The 11181-nt window shown below is 58.5% G+C and carries 17 protein-coding genes; 10 read left to right on the top strand and 7 right to left on the bottom strand.

What is annotated here, in order from left to right:
- Positions 1 to 107: 107 nt before the first annotated feature.
- Genes CIK78_RS17700 through CIK78_RS17680 form a run of 5 tightly spaced genes read left to right on the top strand, consistent with a single transcriptional unit; the run spans position 108 to position 1809 of the window.
- Entirely contained in the window at positions 108 to 332 is a 225-nt protein-coding gene (locus CIK78_RS17700; RefSeq protein ID WP_096282453.1) for a DUF6290 family protein, read from the top strand.
- On the top strand, positions 310 to 582 hold the full coding sequence (locus CIK78_RS17695; RefSeq protein WP_217990312.1) for a type II toxin-antitoxin system RelE/ParE family toxin: 273 nt from the start codon (positions 310 to 312) through the stop codon (positions 580 to 582). Before CIK78_RS17700 ends, CIK78_RS17695 begins: the two co-directional genes overlap by 23 nt.
- A gap of 19 nt (positions 583 to 601) precedes the next feature.
- A complete protein-coding gene (locus tag CIK78_RS17690) occupies positions 602 to 1222 on the top strand; it encodes a hypothetical protein (protein WP_096282451.1) in 621 nt (206 codons plus the stop codon).
- A gap of 28 nt (positions 1223 to 1250) precedes the next feature.
- Complete coding sequence (locus CIK78_RS17685) at positions 1251 to 1505, top strand: AbrB/MazE/SpoVT family DNA-binding domain-containing protein (RefSeq protein ID WP_096282450.1); 255 nt, start codon at positions 1251 to 1253, stop codon at positions 1503 to 1505.
- A 34-nt stretch (positions 1506 to 1539) separates the two neighbouring features.
- Positions 1540 to 1809 carry a DUF2442 domain-containing protein gene (locus CIK78_RS17680; protein ID WP_096282449.1) on the top strand — a complete coding sequence of 90 codons (270 nt, stop codon included), beginning with the start codon at positions 1540 to 1542 and terminating at the stop codon, positions 1807 to 1809.
- 4 nt (positions 1810 to 1813) lie between these two features.
- Here CIK78_RS17680 and CIK78_RS17675 read toward each other — a convergent pair whose 3' ends face one another.
- From CIK78_RS17675 to CIK78_RS17665, 3 genes are all read right to left on the bottom strand, one after another.
- Positions 1814 to 2413: a hypothetical protein gene (locus tag CIK78_RS17675; RefSeq protein ID WP_096282448.1), complete on the bottom strand. Its 600-nt coding sequence runs from the start codon at positions 2411 to 2413 to the stop codon at positions 1814 to 1816.
- A 269-nt stretch (positions 2414 to 2682) separates the two neighbouring features.
- Positions 2683 to 3591 (bottom strand): integrase, encoded by a 909-nt coding sequence (locus CIK78_RS17670; protein ID WP_096282447.1) that lies wholly within the window; start codon positions 3589 to 3591, stop codon positions 2683 to 2685.
- Positions 3591 to 3854 (bottom strand): hypothetical protein, encoded by a 264-nt coding sequence (locus tag CIK78_RS17665; protein ID WP_096282446.1) that lies wholly within the window; start codon positions 3852 to 3854, stop codon positions 3591 to 3593. The genes CIK78_RS17670 and CIK78_RS17665 overlap by 1 nt, the downstream gene beginning before the upstream one ends.
- A gap of 1574 nt (positions 3855 to 5428) precedes the next feature.
- On the opposite strand from CIK78_RS17665, the gene CIK78_RS17905 reads away from it, so the two are divergent.
- Positions 5429 to 5572 carry a hypothetical protein gene (locus tag CIK78_RS17905; RefSeq protein WP_176483447.1) on the top strand — a complete coding sequence of 48 codons (144 nt, stop codon included), beginning with the start codon at positions 5429 to 5431 and terminating at the stop codon, positions 5570 to 5572.
- A 51-nt stretch (positions 5573 to 5623) separates the two neighbouring features.
- Here the strand turns inward: CIK78_RS17905 and CIK78_RS17660 are convergent, their stop codons facing one another.
- Positions 5624 to 6031, bottom strand: a complete 408-nt coding sequence (locus CIK78_RS17660) for a hypothetical protein (RefSeq protein ID WP_096282445.1) — start codon at positions 6029 to 6031, stop codon at positions 5624 to 5626.
- 188 nt (positions 6032 to 6219) lie between these two features.
- On the opposite strand from CIK78_RS17660, the gene CIK78_RS17655 reads away from it, so the two are divergent.
- From CIK78_RS17655 to CIK78_RS17640, 4 genes are all read left to right on the top strand, one after another.
- On the top strand, positions 6220 to 6447 hold the full coding sequence (locus CIK78_RS17655) for a hypothetical protein (protein WP_096282444.1): 228 nt from the start codon (positions 6220 to 6222) through the stop codon (positions 6445 to 6447).
- On the top strand, positions 6447 to 6710 hold the full coding sequence (locus CIK78_RS17650) for a hypothetical protein (protein ID WP_096282443.1): 264 nt from the start codon (positions 6447 to 6449) through the stop codon (positions 6708 to 6710). The genes CIK78_RS17655 and CIK78_RS17650 overlap by 1 nt, the downstream gene beginning before the upstream one ends.
- A gap of 156 nt (positions 6711 to 6866) precedes the next feature.
- Positions 6867 to 7262, top strand: a complete 396-nt coding sequence (locus CIK78_RS17645; protein WP_172119080.1) for a MobC family plasmid mobilization relaxosome protein — start codon at positions 6867 to 6869, stop codon at positions 7260 to 7262.
- A gap of 2 nt (positions 7263 to 7264) precedes the next feature.
- On the top strand, positions 7265 to 9202 hold the full coding sequence (locus CIK78_RS17640; protein WP_096282441.1) for a relaxase/mobilization nuclease domain-containing protein: 1938 nt from the start codon (positions 7265 to 7267) through the stop codon (positions 9200 to 9202).
- Positions 9203 to 9205: 3 nt separating this feature from the next.
- Here CIK78_RS17640 and CIK78_RS17635 read toward each other — a convergent pair whose 3' ends face one another.
- The 3 genes from CIK78_RS17635 to CIK78_RS17625 form a co-directional block, all read right to left on the bottom strand.
- Positions 9206 to 10069: a replication initiation protein gene (locus CIK78_RS17635; protein WP_096282440.1), complete on the bottom strand. Its 864-nt coding sequence runs from the start codon at positions 10067 to 10069 to the stop codon at positions 9206 to 9208.
- 491 nt (positions 10070 to 10560) lie between these two features.
- Positions 10561 to 10836: a type II toxin-antitoxin system RelE/ParE family toxin gene (locus CIK78_RS17630; RefSeq protein WP_096282439.1), complete on the bottom strand. Its 276-nt coding sequence runs from the start codon at positions 10834 to 10836 to the stop codon at positions 10561 to 10563.
- Positions 10836 to 11030 carry a hypothetical protein gene (locus tag CIK78_RS17625; RefSeq protein WP_096282438.1) on the bottom strand — a complete coding sequence of 65 codons (195 nt, stop codon included), beginning with the start codon at positions 11028 to 11030 and terminating at the stop codon, positions 10836 to 10838. Before CIK78_RS17625 ends, CIK78_RS17630 begins: the two co-directional genes overlap by 1 nt.
- Positions 11031 to 11181 lie beyond the last annotated feature (151 nt).

The following is an 11181-nucleotide window of genomic DNA, read 5'->3' as shown; positions in this document are numbered from 1 at the left end:
TCAAGATAATACGGGTAATCTTGAATAATGAGGAATTTGGGGCTGGCCAAGCCCTTGGTCGAGGCATATGATATACGTGTATATCAAAAATTTTAGGAGACGCTATTATGCTAGCGATTCGCCTACCCAGTGACATCGAAGCGCGCCTGGAGGCCTTGGCTAAGGCCACCGGTCGCACCAAGACCTATTACGCCCGTGAGGCCATCCTCGAACACCTGGAAGATCTCGAGGACATCTACTTGGCCGAACAGACCTTGGAACGCCTGCGCCGTGGTGAGGAAACCACGCATTCCCTAGACGACGTGGAGCGTGATCTTGGGTTGGCAAATTGAACTGACGGACACTGCACGAAAGCAGCTGAAAAAGCTGGGCCATGCCGAGGCCAAGCGTATCCGCGACTACCTCCGTGAACGGGTGGAACCACTTGCCGACCCACGGCAGTTGGGGAAACCACTCCAGGGCCAGCTGGGGACTCTATGGAGATACCGTGTTGGCGACTACCGGCTGGTTGCGCAGGTCGAAGACGAGCGTGTGCGTGTGCTGATTGTACGAATTGGTCACAGGAAAGACGTTTACCGATAAAAAAAGCGCGTGTTTTGTTATGAATGACCTTAATTACCGTGGAACACAGATATCATTCTGGCAGCTCCAGGGCGAAGTGCTGGATTCCGACCGCTACAGCAGGACTCATGTAGAAGCCCATGGTAGCGCGGGTTATGGTCGTGCGCCCTCTGTGCGTGTAAACCAAACGACGCATCATGATTTCTGGATCCGCGAAGATGATGGTAGTGAGCGCTCTATCCAGCTCGAGGATGTTAACGTGCCACTGCGTGCGGGGCAGCGAGTCACTGTGATCTGTGCTAGCCATCCTGACAGTCAGCGCGGGTGGTTATGTTCACTCGTCAATCACTCGACTGGACAGGCACACGAGATCATCCCGGCAAAAACTTTACAGCAACGGCTTCGCTTGGAGCGTATGACCGGTGTTTCGCTTGTACTCGCGTTGGTTGTGGGGGCGTTAGTCGTGTTCCTCACTTTGCCATCGAGTGATTATTTCGCCTATCCATGGCGCATGGTTCGGTGGGACTGGGCTATAGCTGCCGCTATTGCTGTGCTTGTATGGAGAGCTTGGCGAAAATTACGCCGTTCAGATCGTGCCGCTAACGCGCTCAAAGAACATATCGGTAATGCCGTCTCGCGGGTTCAACGGCATCGGTCTTAGTTTTTTGGTTAGGGCAAGGCAGGCTGGTATGAGCACTACAAGGCTTCGCCGCGTCGGCGGCTCTATCATGATGGCCGTGCCGCGTGCGTTCCTCGATCAGCTGCATCTGCACGCCGGTTCCCACGTCGAGCTCGAAATCGATCATGGACGCTTGGTCGTGAAACCGATCAAGCCAAAATATTCCCTTGAAGAGTTGCTAGCCAGGTGCGATACCACGGCGGAAATGCCTGCCGATGAGCACGGCTGGCTGGATACCGGCCCTGTTGGTCGTGAGCTGTTGTGATCGAAGGGCACCAGGCACGATTTCGGGAGGCGTGATGCTCACGTTGACACTGGAATCCGAGCCGCGCGCCGTCGAGGTGGGCTTCACGGCTGACGCGTTTTGCGTGACGCTGGAGGATGGCCGAACGTTGTCGGTTCCACTGGCCTGGTTCCCCCGCCTGCTCAACGCGACAGCGGAGCAGCTCGCTGACTACGAGCTCAGCGCGCGTGGCATCCACTGGGGTGCCCTTGACGAAGACATCTCCGTGGAAGGCTTGCTCGCCGGGCGCGGCGACAGGACTCGACGCCGCAATCCCGTTGTGTGACGCCTTACATTTCCCGTTCGGTGACCCAGCCGTTATTGGTTTTCACCAGGATCATTTTCTTTTGTTCGGGGGTGTCGTCGCGCGACATGAGCCCTGTTGCTCTGAGCCCGGATTCTGACAGGCCGAAGGTGTCGACCAGGGTTTCGTTTCGCGACCAGTCGGGACGCCCTTCGACCTCGACCGTGTAATTGACCTGGGAAATCGTGAAGCCGCCGCGTTCGCTGGGTTCGGTGAAGTTGGTGACCTCGGCCACGGTCATCTTGCCAAAGCAGAATCCGTCGTCCGGTTGGAAAGCGGACTGCCCCGTTTCGGTAAGCTGGTAGGTATCGGCATCGGACTGTTTGACCAGGCCAGCCGCTGTCAGGGCTTCCAGTTGCTCTTCCTTGTTGCCGAGTCCCCAGGAGATGCCGGACTTGTTGGCGGTATAGGGAAACTCGTCGATCGTGCCGGCGATGCACGTGACCGGCTCGGCCTTGTTGTCGTAGTAGGTTTGGAGGACGTTCTGGAAGTTGCTGACGCTGGCGTCATCCTGGCTTGAGCAGCCCGCCAGGATAGCCAACAGTGAAGCGGACAGGGCCACAGAGCGAGTGACGTGGTACGGCATGGTGATCCTCTTTTGGTGTTCAATCCTTGAGATTTTTTTAATTTACTAATCAAAGCGGCATCAGGGTACTCAAATTGAACAGCCGTGGCACGCGAGGATTGGGGAGAGAGTGAGAGAAGGATCCGTCAACTATCGCCGCGATCGGCGGCGATGTTCGCGATAGCTGACGGTGCCGGCAAAGACCAGAAGGCCAGCGCATACGAGAAACATGCCGCCGAGTAGCCATTCAGTGCTCATGTTCACCTCCGCATTCGGGTGTTATGGCCAGTCTATCGCAGATAGACCTCGGTGATGGCGGGCCGGAAATGTCCCATCTCCTGGGAGACGGTTTCCAGCGCGTCGCGGTACGCGAGGCCGCTGCGCTGTAACTCGCCCATACGCTCCTGAGCATAGCTGTGCCGCACGCCATGAGCGCCGTTCGACCAGCCGAGCCCCCGTTGACTCGCCCGAGTGAACGACGCCGACCATCGGTTGCCGCCGGGAATAGCATAGGCGCGTTCGTAGAACACGCCGCGGTCGTTGATCCGCTCCGGTTCGGCCAGCCGCGTGTTTTCCAGTCGGTCAGCCAGCCCGCGAGGTAGAAGCACTTCCCTGCATAGCCCGCCCTTGCCGATGACGGTGTAACGCTCGCCGTCGCGGACGCTGAACTTGTCGTCACGCGCCGGGCGGTCGTCGGCGGGCCGCTCGTGGGCTGGGCGTAGCGTGTACAGCTCGTGCGCGCGCAGGCCGGCCGCGTGGGCGATGTGGGTGGCCAGGGCGTTCGGTTCCTGTTGCCGCTCGGCCACGGCGCTCACCTGGTCGGTCGTGTACGCGCGGCTGCCCAGTGCGTCGTCGAGTTCGCTGCGAACGATCGACAGCCGTTCGTCAGCGGCGAGGTGGCCGGTTGAGTGGCGCATCATGCACTCGATCGCCTGCCGATCCATGTTCAGCTGGCTTTGCCGCACGGATTCGCTACGTTCTGCGAGGAACCGTTCGGCCTGCTCCACCGTGAGCGTTCGCAGGTCGCCACCCTCGCGGCCCGCCTTGTGTTCGGCTTTCTGCCAGTCGGCGACGCGGGCCAGGGATTGCTCGTAGTGACGGGCGGTGCGCACGCTCTCCACCGCGTTGCCGCGACCCTGTAACCCCTGCATGATTTTGCGTGCCTGGGTGGCCCCCTTGGCGAACCAGACCCGGGCCATTATCGCGTCCCCTGGTCGGTCTGGCGTTGCGTGAGCGTGCGGCGCAGCCAGCGTGCCACCGTGCTGTGCGCGACGCGCAGACGACGCGGGGGCGTGGCTAACCAGCGCTGCAGGTCGGCAGGTGTAGCCCCGGCATCATGCAAGGCCAACAGTTCGGCGGTATGAGGATCAAGCTGGGAACGGCCCCGCCAATACGGGCGACGGCGACGGATGGCCTGAGCGTGGCGCAGCTGGGCCAGCTCGGCGTGGGGATCGAACGACATACAGAGCCACCTCGGCTGTAAGAACCAGGCGTGAAAACATCACGCTCGCCGCTCCGGTGAGTGACTCGGTCTGTTTTGGTGGGTGTGACCTGTGGCACCCGAATCGGCGTAAACAATCCGATGGTTTGAGGTGGCATCCGACCGCGTGTGCGGTGCCCCGCTTGCGGGATGCGTGGCGGGTTCGGGCGTCTCTCTATTGGGCGCGATGCCGGGCCGAGATGACAGGCCAAGGGATCCTCGTTTTAGGCGTGATGCCAGGGCGGAGGCCGCCAAGGGCGTCCTATTCGGGGACAAACCGGCCTGTCTGGGAGAGGTGACAGGCGACCTCAAGGGACTGCTGATGACCGACAGCAGGGCGGTATTGCACTAGCTACGTTAGCAAAGGCGCATAACTGCCACAACCTGAACCATGTGCGTGCCACGGTGTGCGCTATGAGCAATGAAGCAGCGCGGCTCGCTGGGTTGGCGCGACGTCAGGCGCGTAACCCAGCGGGCAGGCGCGTATGCGTCTGACCGGTCGCCGGCAGGCGACTCCGACGCCATCGGCGGCGCGTCGCTCGCAGAGAGCGACGATGCACCGCCAGGTGCATCGCCGGCCGTAAAGGTCGGCTAGTCGGCGTTAGCCGACAGTGACGCGCAGAGCGTCACTGTGTGCGGAAAGCACACCGCGTTTCGCTTAGAAACGCAGAGGTTAAGAGCTTTTGGGTCAATGATTTGCAAGCAGACGAAGATTGACGCACAGCTTTTGAAAGGCTATAAACGACGAAACCCCGCCGAGGCGGGGTGTCGGGTTGAAGAGTGCTACCAACACTTTTCAACCGGCGGTTAGAGAGGAACAAGGCTCGTCTAACCAAAGCTGTTCTTGAATTATGGCGCTAAGCCGCCGCTCCTGCAAGCCCTGGAGCCACCAGAACACTATCAAAGCCCTTGTCCTCCTAATCGCGATAGCTACTGCTATAGCGCGTTTTCGCGTGTCCGCTGGTCTGGATTCGAGTTGTTGTCGACCAGTTTGGGCGCAGTAGTTGAGCCGAGACGGGGAATCTCACATACGGTTCAGCGTGCATCGCGCATCACATGCCACAGAGTCGCGATCTGTGGGCACTGGCAAGCGGGAAAGGGGTTTAGACCGGCACCGCAGTAAAAACGCCGTGGAGACGGCCCTGAAAGGGGTAACAGTCAGTCAGTGCAGCAAGTTTATGATGTGTCTAGCCAGCGCGTGAGAGGGGTCAGCGCCCAGCGGGGCGTGCCGATAGTGGCTAGCAAGGCGAACGTATCCTGACTTTTCGCACGTGCGAAAAGTTGGGAGGCGCAAGCCTGCCTTGGAGCGCAGCGGAAAGGCAGGCTTGCGCCTCCCGGTTGGCCTCAATATATACCGATGTTTTCACGCTTTCCCTGCCGTCCCAGTGGCGCCGAATTTTTAATTCGGTGGCGGCTGGGCGGCGAACAAGCGCAGCGCGTTAGTGTCAGTGCATGCGAAGGGTTGATGGTCGGTTCTAACGCGAAAAGTGACTCGCATTAGAACCGACCATCGTTACAATTAACTGATAACCCGTACCACTCTGAGAGGTGTAGGCATGAACTCGATCTCCGTATTTCTAAGCGACAGCCCTGCCATTCTCCCCATCATCTTTGGCGTGCTGGTAGTCTCTATATCGGTGGCTGGTGGCTATGCATATCAAGTCAATAAGGCGATCGATGCGAAGCGTTTAGTTAAGTAAGTTGGAGCTGAAAGCCAGCGTTGAGCATGTACGGTTAAGGTCTGAATTAAACTAGCCCGATGGCGATAGATGCTTATAAACGTCTGATAATAGATCACTATTTTCAGACCCTATCCAAACGTTATCAGCCGCTAAGGGTCCTACAACTCGACTCGGTCCAGATACAGTTTCTCCATCGAAAATCAATTTCACATCCTCCCCGATATTCCCTCGTATCCAGTTATCTAGCTTGTCATAGCATTCTGCTGATTGAATAAAATCCACAGTGATGAAGTCCCGCCCATCCTCGTCCTCATTCATCGACACACTGCGTAAACAACGTGGGGCTATTTCAAATTCATTTGCCTGGGATTTGAAGTACAGGCGGGATTCTGAGTTGGCGTTTGTACTGGCACAAGCGCCAATATTGGCAGCAATGCTGCCCACTGCTAGGCAGGTAAAAATATATTTGAGGTGCATAGGGTGGCCTTAGTCATGACAAACGACATACAGCATAGTGCATACAAATATTGAGAATTAGCCCCTTTAATTCCTACGTTTTAAAACTCAAGATAAGGCGAATAATCTTGAACTTCGGGCTGTAAGAGTGAATTTTTCACGCTTATAGGCTAAAATGGGAGTATCAGAACTGACGTGGATACTTGGCTATGGCCCTGCGCAAAATCAGCGACCTCAAACCCGTGTTTAACGGCGATAACGTCACCGAATGGCAGTCCCCCGCTGGGACGCGGTACCGCTATGAGCGCGATCGTTGCGCCGTGGGCCAGGAAATGGGGCCAGGCGCGGAGATGTATGATTGGCACGTACTGGCCCACAATGACCTGACCCATGCCAAACGGAAGGTGTTTGAGCTGATCAACCTGGATGAATTTTAGTGCCCCGCCCGAGGGCTCTACAGGCCGCTGAGGCACCGCTTTGGTTAGCGGTGCTGCTGGACTACTCATTTGGCGATAAGGGCACTCAGCGAGCCGCACAGCTCGATTTGTTAGGTATTGCACATGATGCCACGGCCTATCCTGACGATATCCCAGGTTGGCGGCTTGCGGAGCTGCTGCTGTGCTGGGCAGAACAGTACGTGTCGGCAGAGGATTGGAAGCGGTTACAGGCGCGGGTAAGAAAGCGTCGCGGTCAGGCTTAACACATTGCAACCGAGCAAGATGCTATTATTGAGCCTGAATTAGCTTTTAAGCCAGCCTACCCTGTCTGACAAAATCGCTGACGCTCTTTGTCGACAGGGGCTGGTGAGGGGCGCTGCCCCTTCAATCCCCAACACCCCAACCCCGGAGGCATGGCCATGCCTGACCAACCTAGCCGCCGCCAGCTTTCCCAGCGTGTAACGCTGCGGCTGCCCGACGACACCGCCGCCCATTGGCGGCAGGCCGCCAAGGCCGCGGATAAGTCGCTGAGCGACTGGCTACGGCAACGTGTTGACGGTGCCGAGGCCGTGCAAACGGGACTACGCCGACAGCCTCGACGGTTGCGAACACTGACCGCTGACCCCGCGCTTTTGCGGCAGCTAGCCGCCATTGGCAGCAACATTAACCAGATGGCTCGCGTGCTGAACAGCGTCGGTCTGTCGCCTGCTGACCATACTCGCTTGCTGGCCGAACTGGCCGCGATGCAGCGAGAGCTGCACCGACTGGCCGAGCTGCCCCGCTACGATCCTGCTGACCAAGGTGAGGAGGTTTAGCCGTGCATATCAAGTTTCTCGCGCATGGTCAGGGCAGCGCTCGCGGTGCCGTCAACTACCTGCTAGGTGAGCGTGACCACAACGGTGAGGAACGCGCCGAGGTGACGGTATTGAGTGGCGACCCGCACCTAGTGGCGGAGGTGGCCGACGCCAGCGCGCATCAGTGGCGCTATACGTCTGGCGTTATCGCCTGGTCGCCAGAGGACAACCCGACCCCCGAGCAAATTAACCAGGTCGTGCAGGATTTTGAGCGTACCGCGTTTGCCGGCCTCGATCCCGACCAGTACGCGACATGCGCGGTTCTGCACAGAGAGCAAGACGGAACGGCCCATATTCACACGTTGACCGCACGTGTTGAGCTGTCCACGGGCAAGGCGCTGAACATCGCCCCACCGGGCCACGAAAAGACCTTCGACCCGCTGCGCGACTACTGGAACCACTCACAGGGCTGGGCGCGCCCAGACGACCCTGAGCGCTTCCGGCACGTACAGCCCGGCCATGAACCCCACCGGAGCCACCCAGACAGGTACCCCAAGACCCGCGCTGAGATCACCGCCCATATCGAAGCACTCGCCGCCGATGGGCTGGTGACGAACGCCAAAGAGGTAAGGCAGGAGCTGGCTGACATTGGCGAGATCACGCGAGCCAGCAAGGACTATGTGAGCGTGCGGCCTCATGACGAAGACAAGCCAATCCGGCTGCGAGGAGAGCTATACCGTGACGACTGGACAATCGACCAAACCCTTGAGCGAGAAGCTCGCCGAACGCAGAGCGCAGCAGCTGGCCGAGATGGACAGCGTGACCCAGACGCAGCTGAGCGAGCACGAAAACGCCTTGAAGCAGCAACTGGCCGCCGCGAGGCATACCACCGAGAGCGCTATCAACGACCTGACCCACAGCTTGAGCAAGCAACTGAACTCAGTCACGGCTGGGCAGCGGGAGCAGATCGAACAGATCGAGAAGCGTCTAGCCACGGCAGCAGCACAGGCCGAGCGGTTGAGTCAGGTCGGTGGCCTGCGGAGCTGGACGCGCCCGGCAGCGATCACGGTAGCCGTGATGCTGACCGTCAGCGCCCTGGTGGGGAGTGGCATCTTGCTAACCGACTGGCAGATCAACAAGCGCATCCAGCGCTTGCAGACCTTGAACACCGAGATCCAACGGGCCGAGAACCAGCCGAGGCTGCCCCAGGGCGTGGAGATTCGGACAATCAATGGCCAGACCTACTTAGTGGGGATCGACGCACAGCAGGCGTGGGTCGGCACCGTGGGCGAGGGAGCCGAGAAACAGCCCGTGATACGGCTAACGGAGGAATAACACATGACGGAACTGGAAACGCTGTTATTGCGACAGTTAGAGCAGCAGCAGCTCGATTCAGAGCGGCTAGTGAACGACTTATCAAGACAGCTACAGAGCTTGCAAAAGGTGCTGGCCGAGCAGCAGAGCGACAGCGAGGAGCTACGTCGCGCCCTGCACCAGAGCGACCAGAGGAACGCGGCAGCGGTCGACAAACTGACTACGCGCTTCGAGGCGCTGACCGAGCAGCTGACCGCCTTACGGATGCGGTGATACAGACTGCACAGGACTATCAAAATCGGCTTGCCCAGCAGGCCCAACAACAGCGCAAGGCCCAGCAGCAGGCCGAACTGGCTCGACAGCGTGAGGAGCGTCACAAGCAGGCCGAACCCACCGTCAAAGAGTTTACGGCGCTATGCCGAAAGCGCTCGCTTGGCATGGCTGGATACAGAGACAGCAGCGCCAATTGGAAGGACACCCCACAACAGCTGCGAGAGCAGGTCGACAAATACAACGTCATGCCCGAAGCGGCACAACAGCGCGTGCTGGCTGAAATGAAGGACGATCCGGCCAAGGCTAAGGGCGTGGCCGACCTACTCCAGCAGCGCGCCTTAGTGCGGAGCCGGGATCATGGCTTAGGGATGTGACCCCTATCCCTTTTTGGCTTCATTGAGCAGCCGTAAGGCGGCGTCTTCGTAGCTCTCTCCTGCCCGTGCATTGGCTTCTATGATGGCCCTAGGAATGCCGTAAATAGCTCCTGTGGCGCTTCCATTCTTCCCTTTGGCGTTTCCATTGGCTTTGGCCTTTCGTGCCTTCGCGGGCTTTTCTGAGGGCTTTTCGCCGAAGGTGAACAGCAGGTGTGACACCCGACGCCCGGTTTTGCGCTGTGACCACTTCACCCACATCGGCGAGAGCTCGTTGACCTGGTTAATGGCAGGTTCAAGGACACGTTTTTTGAAGTCCTTAATGGCCGGGTACTTGTCGCCCAGCTGGAAGGCTTCGCGCAACCAGCCAATTTCGACCTCTCGCTGTCCGGCGTCGCGCCACTGGCACAGTAGCTCATAGAGCCGTATGGCGTGGGCGCTATCCATGCGGGCCACATCGGTCAGCGCGTAGCGGGTGAACTGCTCGGTGAGCTGCGACAGATAGGGCACCATCGGCTGACTGAACCGCAGTGCTACAGTGCCTTGATCCTCTTGATAAACCACTTCCTGCACCCAGCGGGTAAGGCGTACCTTCGCTCCGCCCCCGCCGTTTGGGGCTTCGTGCAGTGTCACGCGGCGATCAAATAGCCGTTCTGAAGCTTCCTTCAGGTGCCTGTAGGCTGTCTTGAGTCCTACCCCGGCCATGTCGGCCACCTGCTGGGCAGTGACTGTGTAGAGTTCTTGGTCGGTTAGTGGTGCATCCCGCCGTACCTGGGCGATGCAGCCAAGCAGTATGCGCTGCTCGTAGACTGTCAGGCGGTAGGATGCCTCGATAAGGGCATTGGATTTGTAGACCAGTGGCAAACTCAAGGGCGAGCCTCCTTTAAAGGGACGTTATTATATTATGTCCCTTTATACCGCCTATCCGTCCCCCTTTCAACCGCCTATCCGTCCCCTTTTAACCGCCTATCCGTCCCCTTTTAACCGCCTATCCGTCCCCTTTTAAGCCAAATAACCATTTATAATCAAGATGTTATAACGCTTAAAAGGGAAAAGGGAAAAGGTACAGAAAAGAGCGCATGTGCGCTCACCTACCCTCGCTTCGCTCGCCCTGGCCTACGGCCAGCCTAATGATGCTGCGCCCAAGGACGCACTAAGGCGGCTTTCGAGGTGCTACGCACCTGCGCCGCAGGTGGGCGCATACGCGCAATAGTTACGTGCAGGACACTAGTTCCCCTTGTTGATCAAAAGGGTGTCTAGACACAGAAGGGCTGTGGAGGGCGTCAGAAGCCGTAGCGCATCAGGTGATGTGCATTGCCGGTTACCGCTCGCGTTGCTCGCTGCATCGACCTACGGTCGATCTAGGGGTATTCCTGACGGGCGTGAAGGACATTGACGATGTCGATACGAGCAACAGCAACGCGGTACACCACGATATAGTTGGGATGCGCGACAATCTCACGCGTGCCCGGGACATCGCCCACACGGTACAGGTAGGGGTGTTCAGAGAGCGGTAGAACAACAGACTCTAGACGGGCTTTGAGTCGCCGAGCGGCTTGTGGATCTTCCAGTGCAATATGGCGTAGGAGTTTAGCGAGGTCTTCACGGGCGGTTTGCCGCCAAATCACTGGCAGCATCAGGCACGTTTCCTGTGCTGGACCTCAATGTCATTAATCAACGCGTCCATTTCCGCCATGACTTCATCATGGGGAATGCCGGGACGCGGATCGGCAAGGCTGGCTTGAACTCGCTCACGAAACCAACGTTGATAGCTGTCGGCCTGCTCCTGCGTCTCAAACTCGCTGACAATCGGATCTAGGGGGGTGCTCATGGGCCGCTCCTCTGTGTGTTGGTATCAGTCTAACGCACTCCGACTGCCCTCGCGAAAAGCGGGTTTTGCGAGTCAAAACACCCACCCAAAAAAAACTCAAGATAATACGGGTAATCTTGAATAATGAGGAATTTGGGGCTGGCCAAGCCCT

The organism is Halomonas sp. JB37 (assembly GCF_002332255.1).
Classification (GTDB): Bacteria; Pseudomonadota; Gammaproteobacteria; order Pseudomonadales; family Halomonadaceae; genus Vreelandella; species Vreelandella casei.
The sequence above is the reverse complement of the archived record's forward strand: the minus strand, read 5'-3'. Positions and strand labels throughout refer to the sequence as shown.

What these genes read in the sequence shown, in the direction of transcription:
- CIK78_RS17700 (WP_096282453.1), top strand. Translation starts at nt 108, where the DNA reads ATGCTAGCGATTCGCCTACCCAGTGACATCGAAGCGCGCCTGGAGGCC.
- CIK78_RS17690 (WP_096282451.1), top strand. Translation starts at nt 602, where the DNA reads ATGAATGACCTTAATTACCGTGGAACACAGATATCATTCTGGCAGCTC.
- CIK78_RS17685 (WP_096282450.1), top strand. Translation starts at nt 1,251, where the DNA reads ATGAGCACTACAAGGCTTCGCCGCGTCGGCGGCTCTATCATGATGGCC.
- CIK78_RS17680 (WP_096282449.1), top strand. Translation starts at nt 1,540, where the DNA reads ATGCTCACGTTGACACTGGAATCCGAGCCGCGCGCCGTCGAGGTGGGC.
- CIK78_RS17675 (WP_096282448.1), bottom strand. Translation starts at nt 2,413, where the DNA reads ATGCCGTACCACGTCACTCGCTCTGTGGCCCTGTCCGCTTCACTGTTG.
- CIK78_RS17670 (WP_096282447.1), bottom strand. Translation starts at nt 3,591, where the DNA reads ATGGCCCGGGTCTGGTTCGCCAAGGGGGCCACCCAGGCACGCAAAATC.
- CIK78_RS17665 (WP_096282446.1), bottom strand. Translation starts at nt 3,854, where the DNA reads ATGTCGTTCGATCCCCACGCCGAGCTGGCCCAGCTGCGCCACGCTCAG.
- CIK78_RS17905 (WP_176483447.1), top strand. Translation starts at nt 5,429, where the DNA reads ATGAACTCGATCTCCGTATTTCTAAGCGACAGCCCTGCCATTCTCCCC.
- CIK78_RS17660 (WP_096282445.1), bottom strand. Translation starts at nt 6,031, where the DNA reads ATGCACCTCAAATATATTTTTACCTGCCTAGCAGTGGGCAGCATTGCT.
- CIK78_RS17655 (WP_096282444.1), top strand. Translation starts at nt 6,220, where the DNA reads ATGGCCCTGCGCAAAATCAGCGACCTCAAACCCGTGTTTAACGGCGAT.
- CIK78_RS17645 (WP_172119080.1), top strand. Translation starts at nt 6,867, where the DNA reads ATGCCTGACCAACCTAGCCGCCGCCAGCTTTCCCAGCGTGTAACGCTG.
- CIK78_RS17630 (WP_096282439.1), bottom strand. Translation starts at nt 10,836, where the DNA reads ATGCTGCCAGTGATTTGGCGGCAAACCGCCCGTGAAGACCTCGCTAAA.
- CIK78_RS17625 (WP_096282438.1), bottom strand. Translation starts at nt 11,030, where the DNA reads ATGAGCACCCCCCTAGATCCGATTGTCAGCGAGTTTGAGACGCAGGAG.